Annotated in this window: 14 protein-coding genes; 11 read left to right on the top strand and 3 right to left on the bottom strand. The window is 37.0% G+C overall.

Going from position 1 to position 18,214, the window contains the following annotated elements; all coding sequences use genetic code 11:
• Positions 1 to 58 precede the first annotated feature (58 nt).
• The 6 genes from RMB03_RS18245 to RMB03_RS18220 all read left to right on the top strand — a co-directional run bounded on the left by RMB03_RS18245 (position 59) and on the right by RMB03_RS18220 (position 8,392).
• Complete coding sequence (locus RMB03_RS18245; protein ID WP_311077184.1) at positions 59 to 1,345, top strand: hypothetical protein; 1,287 nt, start codon at positions 59 to 61, stop codon at positions 1,343 to 1,345.
• Positions 1,346 to 1,421: 76 nt separating this feature from the next.
• The gene (locus tag RMB03_RS18240; RefSeq protein WP_311077183.1) at positions 1,422 to 3,497 is read left to right on the top strand and encodes a hypothetical protein; all 2,076 of its coding nucleotides are present in this window, start codon (positions 1,422 to 1,424) and stop codon (positions 3,495 to 3,497) included.
• A 73-nt stretch (positions 3,498 to 3,570) separates the two neighbouring features.
• The gene (locus tag RMB03_RS18235; RefSeq protein WP_311077182.1) at positions 3,571 to 5,331 is read left to right on the top strand and encodes a hypothetical protein; all 1,761 of its coding nucleotides are present in this window, start codon (positions 3,571 to 3,573) and stop codon (positions 5,329 to 5,331) included.
• A gap of 78 nt (positions 5,332 to 5,409) precedes the next feature.
• Positions 5,410 to 7,338 (top strand): hypothetical protein, encoded by a 1,929-nt coding sequence (locus RMB03_RS18230; protein ID WP_311077181.1) that lies wholly within the window; start codon positions 5,410 to 5,412, stop codon positions 7,336 to 7,338.
• 77 nt (positions 7,339 to 7,415) lie between these two features.
• A complete protein-coding gene (locus tag RMB03_RS18225) occupies positions 7,416 to 7,805 on the top strand; it encodes a hypothetical protein (protein ID WP_311077180.1) in 390 nt (129 codons plus the stop codon).
• A gap of 41 nt (positions 7,806 to 7,846) precedes the next feature.
• A complete protein-coding gene (locus RMB03_RS18220; protein ID WP_311077179.1) occupies positions 7,847 to 8,392 on the top strand; it encodes a glycosyl hydrolase 108 family protein in 546 nt (181 codons plus the stop codon).
• A 287-nt stretch (positions 8,393 to 8,679) separates the two neighbouring features.
• On the opposite strand, the gene RMB03_RS18215 is transcribed toward RMB03_RS18220, so the two are convergent.
• Both RMB03_RS18215 and RMB03_RS18210 read right to left on the bottom strand, forming a co-directional pair.
• On the bottom strand, positions 8,680 to 10,482 hold the full coding sequence (locus tag RMB03_RS18215; protein WP_311077178.1) for an aminopeptidase P family protein: 1,803 nt from the start codon (positions 10,480 to 10,482) through the stop codon (positions 8,680 to 8,682).
• Positions 10,479 to 12,038 carry a peptide MFS transporter gene (locus RMB03_RS18210; RefSeq protein ID WP_311077177.1) on the bottom strand — a complete coding sequence of 520 codons (1,560 nt, stop codon included), beginning with the start codon at positions 12,036 to 12,038 and terminating at the stop codon, positions 10,479 to 10,481. Before RMB03_RS18210 ends, RMB03_RS18215 begins: the two co-directional genes overlap by 4 nt.
• 811 nt (positions 12,039 to 12,849) lie before the next feature.
• Between RMB03_RS18210 and glnA the strand changes: the two genes are divergently transcribed.
• The 5 genes from glnA to RMB03_RS18185 all read left to right on the top strand — a co-directional run bounded on the left by glnA (position 12,850) and on the right by RMB03_RS18185 (position 17,649).
• Positions 12,850 to 14,265 (top strand): type I glutamate--ammonia ligase, encoded by a 1,416-nt coding sequence (glnA, locus tag RMB03_RS18205; protein WP_003650573.1) that lies wholly within the window; start codon positions 12,850 to 12,852, stop codon positions 14,263 to 14,265.
• 126 nt (positions 14,266 to 14,391) lie between these two features.
• The gene (locus tag RMB03_RS18200) at positions 14,392 to 14,901 is read left to right on the top strand and encodes a chorismate lyase (protein ID WP_311077176.1); all 510 of its coding nucleotides are present in this window, start codon (positions 14,392 to 14,394) and stop codon (positions 14,899 to 14,901) included.
• Positions 14,898 to 15,776 (top strand): 4-hydroxybenzoate octaprenyltransferase, encoded by an 879-nt coding sequence (ubiA, locus tag RMB03_RS18195; protein ID WP_311077175.1) that lies wholly within the window; start codon positions 14,898 to 14,900, stop codon positions 15,774 to 15,776. Before RMB03_RS18200 ends, ubiA begins: the two co-directional genes overlap by 4 nt.
• Before the next feature lie 114 nt (positions 15,777 to 15,890).
• Positions 15,891 to 17,336: a lipase family protein gene (locus tag RMB03_RS18190; protein ID WP_311077174.1), complete on the top strand. Its 1,446-nt coding sequence runs from the start codon at positions 15,891 to 15,893 to the stop codon at positions 17,334 to 17,336.
• Between the two features lie 112 nt (positions 17,337 to 17,448).
• Entirely contained in the window at positions 17,449 to 17,649 is a 201-nt protein-coding gene (locus RMB03_RS18185; protein ID WP_311077173.1) for a hypothetical protein, read from the top strand.
• 10 nt (positions 17,650 to 17,659) lie between these two features.
• Here RMB03_RS18185 and RMB03_RS18180 read toward each other — a convergent pair whose 3' ends face one another.
• Positions 17,660 to 18,103, bottom strand: a complete 444-nt coding sequence (locus RMB03_RS18180; protein WP_017391937.1) for a DUF2726 domain-containing protein — start codon at positions 18,101 to 18,103, stop codon at positions 17,660 to 17,662.
• Positions 18,104 to 18,214: the final 111 nt, after the last annotated feature.

The raw sequence follows: 18,214 nt of genomic DNA, 5'->3' as shown, positions 1-18,214 counted from the left end.
GTTGAAATCTTAGGGCCTTTTTATTTCTTATAAAATTTCTTAAAAAATGGTGAGAAAAATGGCTACAGTAAATGCAACTGATGTAATTGATGGCGATAAAAACCAACATGAAATAAATAATGTAAATTTGGCACACGGTTATGCTCATTGGCGCGATCTTCGTGAGTTTGGTACTGTTCTAGCGGATCAAACCACTGATCACACAACCTTAATTTTAAATGCGTTATCTCAATTATCTGAAGGGGAAGCTTTGTATATTCCGCGCAAAGTAAAGTGGAGTGCGACATCAAATCCTAGTGCAGTCTATGCGTCAATGAAAGATAACTGTGTTGTTATTGATGATTCAGGTTATGAGAGCCGTTATATTTACCAAGATGAATCTCAAAGGTGGCAGGCTTCTCAGCAAATCTATTACAAAACTAAAGACTATGGTACAGCAGGGCGTAGAAATGGTAATGGTCTGAATCTCCGAGCTAATTACAATGGTTATTTAAATTTTGAAATGGATGGGGCTTTTGGTACAAAAGATTGTAAAGCTACTATTTTATGGAGAATGAACAACGGTACAGAAGATTCGGTTCAAATTGCTGGGGATGGAGTGAATGCAACTAAAGCACACCTAGCATTTGCAACATATGGTGCCTATGCAGATGGGGCAACAGCATTGAAGATGGGACTTCAAAATTCGATTGCTCCACATTCCTTTAATTTCAATGCTGATATGGTCCAAGATGTATCCTTTATTTTTGGTAAACGAATTAAACGCTTATCACAAGGTACGCCAGAAGATGATCTTATATGGAGAGCTTCGAAACATGTTGTTAGATGGAGTCAGCCATTAGATCATAAAGGTGATTTTGAACAATCATGGGTGGTACGAGAGACTGTTGATAATGGTCCAAGTACTAAGATTGTACAAATTCACAATCAGCTTATTTCATTTTCCAACGGAGATATAACATGGACTTTGAAAGATGGCACAACAATTACTCTTATGTCTCTAATTGACATTAAAAATGGAAAAAATCAAAAGAAAAACATCATTACACCAAGTACTACTTATAGCTTAGTTAATGAAGACTCTGGTTCATATATTTCTAATGTTAATGCAAGTGGTGGTTACATTGTAAATCTACCAAAGGCTGTGAAAGGTCTGCATTTCGAGTTCAGCGTAGATTCTTTAAATAATTTACGTATTCAGCCAAATACAGCCGATAACTTTGTTTCTCTAAACCCAGGCAAGTATAAGCAAAGTAATACTATAGGTTCACGTTTAAGAGTGACGGCTGTAACAGATAATATGTGGAGTGTTGAACAAATCGGTACTTGGACTGATCAAGTTTAACTTTTAGATATAGGCCCTAACTTTATGTAGGGCCTTTTTATTTCTTATAAAATTTCTTAAAAAAATGGTGAGAAAAATGGCAACAATAAATGCAACAGATGTAATTGATGGTGATAAAAATCAAGCAGAAATTAATAGAGACCTAAGCAGAAAGTTTAGTAATATTATTGTGATACATAATAATATTAATGACATCAGTGATATATTAAATAATGCACCTTCAAATACTCTAATCCAAATTAGAGATGGTAATTATACAGCGTCCGGTGTGAAGATTGAAAAGGACAATGTTCTTATACAAGGGCAATCAATTGACGGTGTAAAGATTGCAGTTTCAGCTGATTCATCTGGTATTTTTATGCGATTTGGCAAACGTGGGCCAAGTACTGATTATCATAATGATAACCTCCCACAATATAATGGGACTATTGATTATTGGGATGAACTGGAATATAGCCCAGCAACTACTGATTACCCAAGATATACTGGAATAGGAATTGATAGTGTAACAATTATTCTTAGTAACTCTAATGGGATAGGAGGAAATACAGGTTTAGATTTTTATAGGGTTAATGATCCTATTCTTAACGCTAAAGTTAGATGGACCTCTAAATTTGTATTTGGTAATGGAGTTAGAGTTCATTTCTGTAAGAATATGCGGAGTGAGCTTTTAGAAATTGATGATAATGAAAATTCTACATATACAATGATTTATTATTGGTCCTATGGACTAAATGCAGGTACTTGGAAAATAGGTAAAGGAAATATACTGTCAATAGATTTCAAACATTCGGTAAATGGCTATATAAAATATTTAGAGGCTAGTGCACGCGGTGCAGTTGGAAATAGTGCAATTAACTTTGGTTATGGAAGTATTAATAATATTGTAGACAAAATTCTAGCAACTAATGGTGATGTGACAGTTAAGGCATCTGTTGAGTTTGATGTTAATCGTAGTGTCTATTTCAAAGAACTTTATATTAATAATCCAAATGCTGAAGGACTTACTTTTATCCATGCAACAGATGTAAGGGTAGATAAATATTTTATACGTGCAAAACAGCCGCTTAATTTTACAACTAGTGCATTTTATGTGTCGAGTTCTGCAAGAAATCTACCGATGAGTCAAAGCACTTCAGAATTTTCTTATGATGGTAATTACGTAACAACCTCAGTCGAAGCTGGATTCACTAAGTATTATGAGAAACGTCCTTTACCAGTACTAAAAGATGCTTTGTTCGGTAAAGGTAAACTGGTTGCTGCAATAGGTGCGAAGCAAGTAATAGCCCTAACATTTGCTGGAAGTGTTATTGATTTAATGGACTCTACTGGGAAACTTAGACGCTTTGAAGATGGAAATATATCGGCTAGGGGCTACAAAGAAGATTTTCGTACATCATTTAAATATGAAAACTCTTCTCCCTTTTCCCTTGATAATGTGAATTTTGGGGAAATGACTCTTATTGCAGAAGACGAAGCCTTAAATACCATTGTAGCTATGGCACAATTTTCTGCTGCTTTAGATAAATGTAGTGGAATTTTTCATACATTTGCAAATAAAAAATCTTGGCAACATATCTGGATGTTTGATAGTAACATAACTATAGAGACCAATAAGTTTTTGACCAGTCCTGCAGGATATGTTATCGAAATGGACTCAATGGTGAGGTCTAAAATAAATGGTAAATGGCTTGCGAATGGACGGGTAGTAAATTTTAAAGGTGGTAGTGCTTTATATTATAGAGATGGTTACTCTGATCATTGCTTGAGTGGATCTATCATTAGAGAGACCTCTGCTACCGCATCGCCACCATTAGTTACTAATTACTCCTCAACATTAGATACATGGAAACCTCTTCATTTAGAAAATATGAGAATCTATGCTGAAGATGGGACAGTTTTATTAGCTGATCATGCTGTCTTGAGGCACGTTGGAAGTTTACCAAGCGGCATAGAAGATACTAATGGAGGTGGCTATATTAATAAAAATTGTATTATTGATAGGAATACTCCATTTAGAAGATATTTTACTCATAGTAATCCTGATGAAAAGCCTTCTTTGAAGCCCAATACCATTGGAGAGTATGCACAGAATGGGACAAGTGATACTTGGTGGCATGCAAATAGTTTTACTTCTTGGTCAAAGTTATAAGTTTTATTTTATAAGCCCTGAGTTTTATCAGGGCTTTTTTATTTAGGTAGTTTTTATTAAGTGAGATATTAAAATGGCAACAATAAATGCAAGTGATGTAATTGATGGTCCAGAAAATCAAAAGCAGATCAATGACAAGAATATCCAAGTTATTGAGTCAGTTGAATTACTTCGGAATTATATACCGCGAATTAATGGCCAAATTGTTTTATTAAAGGCCCATACTGCAGGTACAAATAAGGGAGGTGGTAAATTTATATATAAAGAAGAATCCTTCGAAGTGGATAATAATGGAACAATCATTAAATCTTCGGTAGTTAGTGGAACTTTTTCACGTTTGAATGATTCAAAAGAGGGTTACTTTGAGTGGTTTGGTGCTCAATGTGATGGTATCAATGATGACACTAATGCAGTTATCTCGACTCTAAAGGTTTTAAAGAAAGTTCATTTTTCAAATAGAATTAAGTTAACTTCACCAATTGATTTAGATCAATTTAGAACAGGTCAAACTCTCGGTATAACAATAAGAGGAGATGGAACGGAAGCATCTTTTTTAGAATTTGATAATTGTAATAAGGGTTTTTACTCGAAAACGAATACCTTCTTTAGAGATTTTAATTTAGAAAACTTCCAAATAGTAAATAAAAACAATAATCAAACTGGTCTTGGTGTTTATATTGGCTCAGGTGGCGCTGAACAAATTAATTTTAAATCCATTTCTTTTCGTGGTTGGCTGATAGGGCGTTCCTCACATACATGGAATTCTTCATTCAATAATGAAGTCTTTCGTATATGTAAGTATCCATATGTAATGTATGGTACTTCAACAAACGTCAATAACCCTTATGCTATTCAGTGCTCAGGTCCTTACATGATTGGGTATTCTTCAGATGTGGAGGGATTAATTAGTATTCCAGCCATTCCATATGCATATTCATTTTTAAGTGCCCATGCTGCAGATGATTGCGGAGCAGATGGCGCTATTTTTAAATTTGGACGTTGTGCTGGACTTACTGCACAGGCAATGGGTGGGGAAAGACCAAAAGGCCAATATATTTTTGATTTCTCAGAAATGGTTCCTAGTAGTGTCACTAATGTTGTTGTCGAAAATTATGCTATTTATATAACCGCCACTGATTCAAATCTTTTAGGCTTAATTAAAAAACCTGAAGTTCCGTTAGGTAATATTATTTTTAACAATCTTAAAGTAAGTACTGATAAAGAAATTTTTCTAGTTAGTGGAGATGGGAGTGGTATTACTTTAAATAATCCTCAGATGGGAAATCGAAATTTTTCTCGAATTACAGAGCTTTCTAGTAAAGGGATAAAACTTAATAGTCTATCTGTCGGACAGGATAGTCGTGAAAATGGCGAGGTAGGATATTCATTAAGTGCCAATGGAATATCTTACGCTAGAGTAAAAAATAGAAAAGGAAAGGTTTTATTAGACCCTAATGTCGAGAAGCTTGTTTTATTCTGCGGTTCTCTTTCAGAAGGGTTGGCACAAGGTAATATGATGGCTGCGATATTAACCGTCTTGCCATTAAACAAGAGTGGGAACAATATCAATGAGAAAGCAGGTCAAGTGCTGATTAGTTCTGCAATGGACTATAATGCATCGAATATGGATAACCATCTTAAAGTAGTTAAGAATGGTTCATTAACTTCAGCAACAATTGTAAAAAGAAATACTGAAAATTTAACTATTTTACAATTCGATATCTTTTTTGAGGTATCTGCTAGTAGTACTCGTTACTTGGTGGATATCGACTTAACCTTCAATGGAATAGCAAACACGAACGGCTTATCTTGGCAAGTTTTATCAAAACTTTAATAACTTATCTTAAGTATAAAAGCCCTTTGTTTAATTGCTCAGGGCTTTTTTATTATCTATAAATTTCGGAGAAATTAAATGTCATACGTTGAATCTATTAATGATCTTAATAACCTAACCCCACAGAACGGAGATATTGTTTTTGTTAAAGGATATCATGCCCCGAATCAATCACTTGAACAAAACCCATATAAAGGTGGAGGTGAGTTTTATTGGGATGCAACAAGTACTGCTACGCCAAATGGTGGAACAGTCTTTCAAGTACCGGGAGTCAATGTTGGTCGATGGAAACGGGTAGATTGTTCACAAATTACAGTTGAAATGTTCGGTGCGAAAGGCGATGAATCGTATGATGATCGACCTGCATTTCAAAATGCCATCGACTATTTACACAGCAAGGGTGGTGGTGAGTTAGTAGTACCTAAACCGATTCGTGGGTATCGCTGGAAAAGTTATGATCTTGCGAATTCAGCTTGTTTGGTAATCAATAAAGACGATGAAAGTATTTATTTAAATCCTATTTCAATTCGTGGCGAAGCTAACTTAACAGAAATTAAAGTAGATTTAGGTGCTGGAGTTACTATCGATTCTGCAATTTTATTAAAGGGTGGAGGGGCCTACAAAAAATTTGAAAATATCTCAGTCTGGGGAGGGAAAGATGCAAAGACAAAGAGTTGTAATTATGTCTTTAAAGGTACTGATACCGCCTATCCAAATTTAACAATGAGGCAATGTCAATTCTACGTTGCTAATGAAGACTGTTTAAAGCTCCAAACGTTTGTATGTCTACTCGAACAAGTTCAAACTGCGTACTCGAAAAGAGGCATAGTTATGACAGGTAATCCACTAACTTCTATTACTTTAAATAGTTGCTATGCGCTAAATCATACACATAATGGGTATTGGTTTGAAGAAACTACTTACTGTACATTTAATTCCTGTGCATCTGATCATATTATCAATGACAGTGGAGATGGTTATGAAGCTTATCCATACTATATTGATATTGCTCGTGGGGTTGCATTTAATGGATGTGGTGCTGAAGGCTCAACCCGAATTTTAAGAGTACGTTCAGCCCAAGGTTTAGTTATCAATGGAATAATGACATTATCCATTGGAGATAAAGAAAATCCTCCTAATGAATTAATACGTATTGAGGGTGGCAATTCAACTACAATTGCTGGTGTTTGGCTTCAAAACCCACAAGGTTATAAATATAAACTTAATCTCGGCAATACTTTCTCATCAGAGAGCGTGACAATATTAGATCAAAGTATTGCGCCGACAGAATGCACTTGGGTTCCAAACTTCCGCTTTAATAATCCTATCCGATTCTTACTTTGGGATTATTCTCGCAAGGTGCAAGATATTACCTTGAGTAACACAGGGGATCCGACTACAAATACTGCTAATTTCAATAATGCAGTTAAAGTAGCCTACGATACAGAATTGCTTCATGATGTAATTATTCGATTCCCATCTGGTACTTTTGAAATTAACAGTAGTGTTTATCTTACTTCTATTTTAACCAGAGGTAATGGGCGAATCCGCTTAATAGGTCATGCAGATGGAACGAGTAAAATTGTTGTGGCAGGAGTAGGGAATTTACATTTTGGAAATCCTAGTTCATCAACCTTTTTAAATTTCTCAGTTGAAAACCTAGAGCTTTATATGGGTGAAATGACTGGAACAACAAAGGGGTATAACTTTTACAATGGTACAGTCAATTTTATTAATTCAAAACTAACCTCGGATAATGGTTTCAGACAATACTACGGCAGCGGTTCGCCTAAGGTGCGTTTAGACGCTACATCTTATATTGCGACTGCACTGTATGGAAACATAGAGATTGAGTTTACTTATAAATCTAGCACACCTCCTAATGTATCTGGCTCAAAACTGCCAGCGGGGACTGTTTTCAAAGCATCAGATCCGAATGCAACACGTATAAGCTGGATAAACACTTTAGCGAATGGCACTAACTGGTTAGCAGTAAGTCCATCTTAAGATCTACAAAACAAATTTAGATAAGCCCTGACTTTATGTTGGGGCTTTTTTATTACCTAAATTTTCTGGAGAAATAAATGGAACCAGTTTCCACTAGCGGTTTAACAGCACTTTTAAAGTTTTATGGGGCGGCAATCATGGTGACTTTAGCGGTCGGTTTAGTTGCAGCAGTTGTATTAATGACTCGTATGCCACGCTCACCACAAGAGTGGGGAGTAGGTTTGATTTGTACGGTTGTATCAAGTTTGGCTGGTGGCTCATTCATTATTGTGAAGTGGGGACTTCATGAATGGGTTACTGATATATGGGGGATGATTTCACTGGGTGGGTTCTTCTTTGTTTGTGGATTGCCGGGTTGGGCTTTGGTCCGGTGGATCTTTAATTTCATCGACAAACAGGAAGGTAAAACGATCGTTGAAGTGATCAAAGAGTTTAAAAAAGCCAGAAAAGACATTGAAAACAGTTAATACCGCTTTCGGGCGTTTTTTTACATCTTAAGGAAACTGAAATGAACATTGAACAATATCTTAAAGAACTTATTATACGCGAAGGTGGTTATGTAAATAACTCTGCAGACCGTGGCGGTGCAACTAAGTATGGCATTACAGAGGCCGTTGCCAGAACAAATGGATTTAAAGGCAATATGAAAGACTTGCCGCTTGAAACAGCAAAGGCAATTTATAAAAAACAGTACTGGACTGCTCCGAGATTTGATCAAGTAAATGCAGTATCTTCTGCAGTAGCTGAAGAACTTCTAGATACGGGTGTGAACTGTGGTACTGGATTTGCAAAACCACTTTTACAACGTGCTTTGAATTTGCTGAATAACCAAGGCAAAGCAGGTTGGTCAGATCTCGCTGTAGATGGAATTTATGGACCAGCTACATTAAATGCTCTCAAAACTTATCTGTCAAAAAGAGGTAAAGAGGGCGAGAAAGTCTTGGTTCGCGTGCTAAACATCATGCAAGGCCAGCGATATATTGAAATCTGTGAACGTAATTCAACTCAAGAACAGTTTTTTTATGGTTGGATTGCTAATCGGGTTTCATTATGAAGATAATTGAAAAGAATCATTAAGTACATTTAAAAATAGCATAATACGTATAAAATTTTCTTCATCTTCATGTATGAACAATTATCTTGCTAGAACTGCTTTCTAAGCGGCTAATATAACAAAAAATGAAGTGACCAGTTTAACTATTTCATTCGTTAGAAATTTGCTAAAAAAGTCAGCTTTAAATTGATATTAGATCTGTTAAGAAACAGAGATATGTGCAACTAGGGCAGAATCGGCTTTTTCATTAGAACTAAAAAGTATTCTGCCTTAGTTAGAAAAGCAGATTAAATCGCACGAGTGTTGTAAATCAGCCAGTCTAGAACCTCTCCAGATAAATGTTCAGCTAGTCTTTCTTGAACCATTTGGTGATAGGTATTTAGCCAGTCTTTCTCTTCATTGTTAAGCATATCAACAACGATACAGTCCAAATGGATTGGACAAAGCGTAAGTGTTTCAAACTCCAAAAATTCACCATAAGTTTTTTCAAACCCAGAGTGAAGGCGGTTTGCCACCAGATTTTCAATGCGAATACCGTATTGTCCCTCATGGTATAAGCCCGGCTCGTTAGAAAGAATCATTCCTTCACGTAATTTGCTGTAAGCATGAACTGGCGCGTAATAAGAAAGTACTTGTGGCCCTTCATGTACGTTAAGCGCAAAGCCTACACCGTGACCTGTTCCGTGGCGATAATCTAAACCATGTTGCCATAAGGTATGGCGACAAATTGAATCGAGTAGCGGTGCAGCTAAACCTTCTGGATAAATCGTTTTTGCCAAAGCAATATGACACTTTAAAACCAAGGTATAGTCACGTTTTTGTGGTTGCGTTGGCGTCCCTACAGGAACTACACGAGTAATATCTGTTGTTCCATTTACATATTGCCCACCCGAGTCAATCAGCAATAATCCATCGCCTTCAATAAATGAATAGTGCTCCTCAGTTGCACGGTAGTGGGGTAGAGCGCCATTGGCATTAAAGCCAGCGATTGTAGAAAAACTTGGCCCTATAAACCCATCTTGCTGAGCACGGAAAGCTGTAATTTTTTCATCAATGGTTAGTTCTGAAATGTTTTCACGATGATGAAGTGCTTTTTCTAACCAGTGGAAAAAGTGGCAAAGGGCAACACCATCTTTAACCATTGCATGACGGATATGAGCTATTTCACTTTCATGCTTACGCGATTTAAAAAGCGTACTCGGGTTGATGTCGTATACAACCTGAATATCTGTTGCGATGGCTTGTTCATGATAAATCGATACTTTGGCTGGATCTAAAAGTACAGAGGCATCAGAAATATTCGCTAAAAATGTTGCTGTATCTTCGTAGTTACGAATTTCAATACCATCAGCTTTAAAAGCTTGTTGAATGGCTATATCAACTTTGTCCGCATCAATGAAAAGAACAGCTTGTTTTTCACTAATATATAAATGAGACAAGAACACAGGGTTATATTCTACATCTTGCCCACGTGCATTTAATATCCATGCAATATCATCTAAAGATGAAATGAAATGACCCGCAATATTCTTGCTATATAAAGTTTCACGAATAGCCTGAATTTTTTCTTTACGAGAGAGGGCGTTTAACCCTTCAGGCATCAAATGGATTTTTTCTGATGGAAGTGCTGGACGGTCTAACCAAATCTCTCCGACTAAATCTTGTTGAGTTTCGAGTTTATAGTTATTAAGTCTTGCAGTATGTTCGAGTGCCTTATATTGTTGAATGGATAGAGTATGCCCATTTACCACAATGACAGATTCTGCTGTTAAGTTTTGTGCAATCCAAGCTAGATGTGTTGATGATTCATCACTGGTCAATTTTTGAAGTTCAAATCCAGTTCCGACAAGCTGTTGCTCGGCTTGTACCCAATAGCGTCCATCTGCCCATAGTCCTGCAAAGTTTTGAGTGACTACAAGTGTTCCAACAGAACCGCTAAAGCCACTAAGCCATTGTCTTGCTTTCCAGTAATCTGGTAAATATTCTGACATATGTGGATCGGCACTCATGACGACTAACGCATCAACATGCTGGTTAAGCATGAGTTCACGAAGTTTCTCTAGCTTTTCTTGAACAGTTAAATTGGTCATATGGTTTCCAAGTCAGGTTGAACTTTACTAGTACTTTTGTTCATTAATCTATAAATAGGTTTCTTTAATAAAAATAACACGATTGCGCCAATTACTAATGCCAGTACACAGCGCATGAAAAGAGTAGGTAAGTGATTAATGCCATCTGCCGATACATGTCCTCCAATCAACCCTGCTATCAGATTACCTAAAGCCGAGCCAGTAAACCATAGCCCCATAATTTGACCACGTATAACAGCGGGGGCAAGTTTAGTCATGGTAGATAAACCAATTGGGCTTAAGCAAAGTTCGCCTAGGGTAAGCAGAAATATAGTACCAACTAACCAAAATGGCGAAACTAATCCACCAGCAATAGCGAAACGGCTTGCAAATGACATAAGTAGAAAGCCACCTGCTGCTAGTAAAAGTGCAATAATAAATTTACTGATATAGCTCGGGTCTTTATTTGATTTACCCAGTCTAGCCCACACCCATGCTGCAATCGGGGCAAAAATAATAATAAAGAGCGCATTAATTGATTGAAACCATACTGCCGGAATCTCAAATCCAAATACATTACGGTCCGTATAATCTTGAGCAAACAGGTTAAAAGATGTTGGTTTCTGCTCAAAGGCAGACCAAAATAGCGCAGAGGTTAGTAATAGAACAAAACAGATAATAATTTTAAATTTTTCATGTTGTTCTAAATTAAGAAAAAGTAACAAATATGCAAAATAAGCAATAATACCAATACCAATCCCAACTGTTAAGTAAGTTGCTACCGCAACTGGATTGATGTGAATTACACCAAAGAAGGTCAGGGCAATAACGACTGCAACACTTAATAAAAATGAGAAAGCGATTTTTGGCGCATTTTTATTTTCTATTACAGGTTTATTCCAATTATCAGCTTGTTGGCGCAATTGATTGAATGACTGTAGCTGTGGAATAGCGAATACACGAAAAATAAGTAATGCAACCAACATTCCAAGACCGCCAATCCCAAAACCTAGATGCCAGCCATGATCACGAGCCAATATACCTGTAATAAGAGGGGCAATAAACGACCCCATATTAATCCCCATATAAAAAATGGAGAAGCCGGCATCACGTCTATTATCTTGTGCTTTATATAATGTTCCGACAATCACTGAAATACAGGTTTTAAATAACCCCGAACCAATAACAATAAGAACTAAACCGAAATAAAAAAAGAATTGATCAAAGATAGGAGTAAGCGCAATTGATAAATGACCTAATGCAATAATGATGGAGCCATACCAGACAGATCTTGCTTGGCCTAACCAGTTATCGGCAATCCAACCACCTAAAACGGTCATTAAATACATAGAGCCAGCAAATAACCCAACAATTGCAGCTGCGGTAGGACGATCAAGCCCTAAACCACCATCATTGACCATCGCAACCATGTAAAGAACCAATAAGGGACGAATTCCATAGTAAGAAAACCGTTCCCACAGTTCAGTAAAAAATAAAGTTTTTAAGGGTTTTGGATGGCCGAAAAAAGCTGTGTCGCATTGTTCGAGTTCATGCTTCATTTCAAATCCTTTGAACATATTTGTAGTTAAATAAACCAAACTTTTAGTTTGTTTAATTATAAAAAAAAGTTATGTTTTATTTTTTAGTTTTTTTTAAATTGAAAAGCAAGTTGGTCATGTATAAAAAAGGTATATAACAAATGGTAAAAAGTGAAAATTATATCGTGAAAAGCTAAGCTATCAGATTATTACGCACCAAAGCTGATCAAAACTTGCCTTATAGCAGAGAGCTCCATAAGGAAAATAAGAATTAAACTGTTTTAACGAGCCTTAAAAAAATAGCAGTGTTGTAAAAAAGAAAAATAATTTCAGAAAACCTCAGTATTTTAATGGGTGAGTTATAACGCAAAAGAGGACTATTTAAATTTTTTTGAAAATTACTTTTCAAGGCAATATTTACATTAAAACCTTTTTGGCAAAGGCATAAGTAGATGTTGAGTTCTCATCTAAAGGTTAAAATTTCATAAGTCATCGTTTATTATTTTTTTATTCATTGTAATAAGAATGCCAGCTTGCTATATAAGAAAGTATTATGATCATGAATTACTGTTAGATATTGATGCGATGATTCATATTAGCGCAACAATTTTGCACTAAATTAGGGCGATTGCGAGCTATTCTTGTATGCCATAATTTGAAAATGTCTGAATATGGTGCATTTAACTATGCAAACAGTATAATGGGTTCAAGACAAGGGACCTAAATCATGGATAGTTATAAGCAATTCAATGTTTTAGGTAAGTCTTATAAAGTTGGTATGAGATTTGCTTTATAAATACCAGCAATTAACACGCACTTAACAAGTGCAACAAAATTTCATTGGAGCAAAATGAGCATGGCGAACAAGGTCCTTCAACTCATACAAGAAAGTGGCGCAAAATGGGTCGATTTTCGCTTTACTGATACTAAGGGTAAAGAACAGCACGTAACTTACCCAGCTGATTCTATTGATGAAGATACTTTTGAAGACGGTAAAATGTTTGATGGTTCTTCAATCGCTGGTTGGAAAGGCATTGAAGCATCTGACATGATTTTACGTCCAGATGCAGAAACTGGTTTTGTTGACCCGTTCTTTGCTGAACCAACTGTAGTTGTGACTTGTGACGTTATTGAACCTTCAACTGGTCAAGGTTATGAGCGTGACCCACGTTCGATTGCTCGCCGTGCAGAAGAATACTTAAAATCTACAGGTATCGGTGATACTGCATTCTTTGGTCCAGAACCAGAATTCTTTGTATTTGATGAAGTGAAGTGGGACATCGATATGTCTGGCGCTCGTCATACATTGATCGCTGAAGAAGCTGCTTGGTCTACTGGTAAAGATTACGAGTCTGGTAACTCAGGTCACCGTCCACGTGTTAAAGGTGGTTACTTCCCAGTTCCTCCAGTTGATTCTTCACAAGATATGCGTGCAGAAATGTGTGCGAAAATCGAAGACATCATGGGCCCTGGTCGTGTAGAAGTACATCACCACGAAGTTGCTTCTTGCCAATTAGAAATTGGTGTGAGCTTCAATACACTTGTACGTAAAGCTGACGAAGTTCAACAATTCAAATATGCTGTTTGGAACGTTGCGCACCAATATGCAAAAACTGCAACCTTTATGCCTAAACCAATGGTAGGCGATAATGGTTCAGGTATGCATGTTCATATGTCTATCTCTAAAGATGGCAAGAACTTGTTTGCTGGTGATGAATATGCAGGCCTTTCTGAAATGGCATTGTACTTCATCGGTGGTGTTATCAAGCACGCTCGTGCATTGAATGCGATCACAAACCCATCTACAAACTCATACAAGCGTTTGGTTCCTCATTTCGAAGCGCCAATCATGCTTGCTTACTCAGCGCGTAACCGCTCTGCGTCTATCCGTATTCCATACGTTTCTAGCCCTAAAGGTAAGCGTATCGAAGCTCGTTTCCCAGATCCAATGATGAACCCGTACTTAGGTTTCGCTGCATTGTTAATGGCTGGTATCGACGGTATCCAAAACAAGATCCATCCAGGCGAAGCTGCTGATAAGAACTTGTATGATCTTCCTCCAGAAGAAGAAGCAAAAATCCCAACAGTTGCTCATAGCTTAGATATGGCTCTTGAAGCACTTCAAGCAGATCACGAATTCTTGTTAAAAGGCGGCGTGTTCACTAAAGAAATGCTTGATGCATACATCGAACTTAAAACTGAAGATGTACGTCGTCTTAACACGACTACTCACCCAGTTGAGTTTGATATGTACTACAGCTTGTAATACGTATTTTCATAAAAAAGCCTGCTTATGCAGGCTTTTTTATTGCTTGGAATGTTGATTGAATTCTCTACGTTTTTTATCAAAAAATTGGGTTAAACTAAGTGCGAGTTTTCATGTGAGCAGATTATGCGTAAACGGCAACCAGTACTTAAACAGGAAAAGACTTTAAATCCTGAGTTGAAAAAATGGTTGTATGCGTCCGGTTCTCTGACTCAACAATTGACTGATCTTGGTGGTGGTCAGTTCAGTGTAAAACCTTTTAAAGAACACTTTCAGCGTTTAACTTTTGCAGATAGCCAATGGATGAATATGCCTTATACTCACACCTCATGGGTGCGTGAGACTTATTTATATGGCAGTGAGGCAGAACCTTGGGTTAAAGCAAAAAGTATTTTTCCTATTTTAAGCCTACAAAAAAAAGCCCGCATATTTCAGCACATTGGTTCTACACCGATTGGATTTTTTCTATTTCAAAGAACGACACCACTTTGTGACCGCCGTGTCATTCGTTTGCCAGAAGGGTGGACTCGACAAAGTTGCTATACTTGGCATGGGTGTAAATTTATAGTCCAAGAAACATTCTTACCAGCTTTTGAAGCTTTTCTACATCAGCAGAACGACAAGGAACTACTATGACGACTGCAACAGATACCACATGGCGTCAGCGTTTAGAAGCATACTATTATCTATGTCGGTTTGATAAGCCAGTTGGAACAGAACTCGTCTTTTGGCCAACCATGTGGGCACTTTGGGTTGCGGCAGAAGGAACGCCGCCATTGCATATTCTTTTGGCAATGGTCTTAGGCACAATTTTTATGCGTGCTGCTGGTTGTGCTATTAATGACTTTGCGGACCGTAAAGTAGATGCACATGTTGAACGCACTAAAACACGCCCATTAGCAACTGGGGTAATTCGTCCGAGAGAAGCAATTTATGTATTTTTAGTGCTAGTATTTGCTAGCGCTTGTACTTTGTTCTTTTTACCTATAGCGACATTCTATTGTGCACTAGCTGGATTAGTTTTAGCATTTATATATCCCTTCATGAAAAGATATACCCATTTACCACAAGTGGTTTTAGGTATGGCATTTTCTTGGGGAATTCCAATGTCATTTACTGCGATGGGTAAGCCGTTAGATATAACTTGCTGGCTTCTTTATTTTGGTAATTTGGCTTGGACAGTCGCTTATGACACTCAATATGCCATTACTGACCGTGAATATGATTTAAAGATTGGCGTAAAATCTACAGCTATTCTTTTTGGTCGATATGACATCCAGATTATTGCGCTTTTACAAGCAACCAGTCTTGTTTTAATTAGTTCGGCACTGTATTTAGAAAATATTTTATTTCCATGGGCGATCGTTGCTTTGATTGTTGTTGCATTCGATTTTATATATCAAACAATTAAAACCAAAGACCGCAACCCTCAAGTATGTTTTTGGGCATTCCGTCACAATCGCTGGGTTGGATTAATCATTTTTCTGGGAATATTTTTAAATTTCATATAGTAAAAATGACCGTAAGGTTGAAAAGTGTTCTATGCAGAGCACTTTTTTTATGTCTTAATATTTGTGCATAAAAATATGCGGAATAAATAACACATAACATAAAAAGGATATTTTATGAAACGGTCAAAAATTGCTTTAGCTATAACATTATCGGTTTCAGCATTATTTCTTTCAGCATGTAATGACGATGATGATGACTATATTGGTGTGAACCCTGATAAAACTTATATTTCTGAAAGTAATTATGCTATAGATAAAGTTGATAATGCTTCATCGATTAAAGTCATGACTTATAACATGGCAAATGTTCAAGGAAAAACAGCAACTGCCACAGCAATGGTATTGTTTCCCAAAGCAACACCACCTAAAGATGGTTATCGTGTAGTCGTGTGGGAGCATGGAACTGTTGGGGTGGGTGATGGTTGTGCGCCAAGTAAAAATGCAATTAATCCACGATTTAAAATCCTTGCTGAAACTTTATTAGCAGCCGGTTATGTCATTATTGCACCAGATTATGAGGGTTTAGGCACACAAGGGGTACATCCGTACTTAAACTTGTCTAGTGAAGCAAAATCCGCGTTAGCTGCCGTCAAAGCAGCAAAAGAGCATTATGATGATCAGTTAAAAGGTGATTGGATGTCAATTGGCCAGTCACAAGGTGGACATGCGTCATTGGGCACTGCCGAATTTGCCAATACAGATGCAAGTTATAAAGGTGCTGTAGCAGGAGCACCTGCATCAAGCTTAGGGACAATTATTCAAATTTATATTGACCCACAATTTAATCTTGATGCAAATGGAAAACCTAAAGCAGTAAATAAGCTGGACGAGAACCTACTCCAAGTCCGTTATGCAGTAGCTAATAATGTGATTACAACGGCTCAAGGTCAGGCAATGATTGACCAAATTGCAGATGGTTATGCTGAATTATTAGCATATGCAGCATTCGCAAGTGCGGGGATTAAAGCACAGCAACCAAACTATGATTTGAAGCAAATTTTTACCGCAGGAGCTGCTGACATTGCAGAATTGGCTTATGGGCGTACAGGTGATGATGGTGCATGTTTAAGTTATCCTGCACCTGATAGTGCAAATGGCTTACAAGCGAAGTTTAAAGCGGGAATTTTAACTTTCTTGGCTGATCCTACACATCAAATTGCACAGTACGGTATTGATCTGAATAAATTCAAGACGGATCAAGTTGTTCAAAGCTTCTTGACAGCAACTCAACCTGCGACTAATACCACAGCCGATAAAGTTATTAAAACGCCTGTATTTATTATTCAAGGTGAAAAAGATCAAGCAGTATTACCTGTAGTAACACAAGGCTTATTCGCAAATATGAAAGCGAATGCTGTGAAGTACTTCCCACAAGCAGCCTACGATAAAGGCTATAAGCTAACTATTGTACCGAATGCAACTCATACACAAGCAATCATATGTCAAAATGCAAATGCTGTAGATTTTATTCAAACTAATATGACAGCGGGTACAGGTATTGTTCTAACTGATGCACAGAAGGATGCTAGCCAAAGTCCTCACTGCACAGGTAAGTTCTAAGATTTAATTATCTAATTAAAAATTAGCTTAAAAAAGAGCCACTTTATAGCGGCTCTTTTTTGTTATATTGTTACACACCTTAAAATTGATGTCGTTTGAGTTTGAAGCATTTATGAGCCAGCAATCTGTTGAAAAAAAATCTGTTCCTTGGCTATTAATGGGATTAGGTTTACTCATTCCTTTTTTTATTATTGGAATACTTTTCTTGGCTGCAAAAAGTGATGCTAAGACTAAAAAACAATATGAACAGCAACGTCTAGAAATGGCAAAAAGAATAGCTGAGAAAGAAGCAGCAAATTCTGAAAAGAAATAACAGCAGCTTTTTAATGAATATCCTTTTGTAGCTGACGTACCGTCGGAATATTTGTGTAACGTCTTACAATGTAACCTGCTTCTGTGAGCATTTGATCACGAATACGATCTTCTTCCGCTTTTTCAAGATGAGAAGGATCATCTAGTTCAATAATGGCAATTACTTCCATCTTGTCGTTAAGCACAACGAAGTCGGTAACTTTACGGTTGAACTGACTACGAATTTTATAGTCCTTACTGGTAATTAAAGCGCTAAAAGCCACTTGTGCTAAAACATGATAACTTGGAAAACTTTGTTTTAAGCGGATAAACATTTGAGTTTCAAAGTTGGTAATAACAGGACGAGCAAAAAATTTTTGTTTTGGAAATAAATAAGGGCGTAAACAAACAGCAAGAAAGATGCAGGTGCTGATGCAACCTAAAACAATAAAAAATAAGTGACTCGATTCGAACATGTGAAGGCATCATACAAATAAAAACCCACTCATGATGAGTGGGTTTTTAAGAATCTTGGCTCTCCAACCTGGGCTCGAACCAGGGACCTGCGGATTAACAGTCCGTCGCTC

The sequence above is a fragment of the Acinetobacter sp. V91_7 genome (assembly GCF_031799075.1).
Taxonomy (GTDB): domain Bacteria; phylum Pseudomonadota; class Gammaproteobacteria; order Pseudomonadales; family Moraxellaceae; genus Acinetobacter; species Acinetobacter calcoaceticus.
This window is presented reverse-complemented; position numbering and strand designations above follow the sequence as displayed.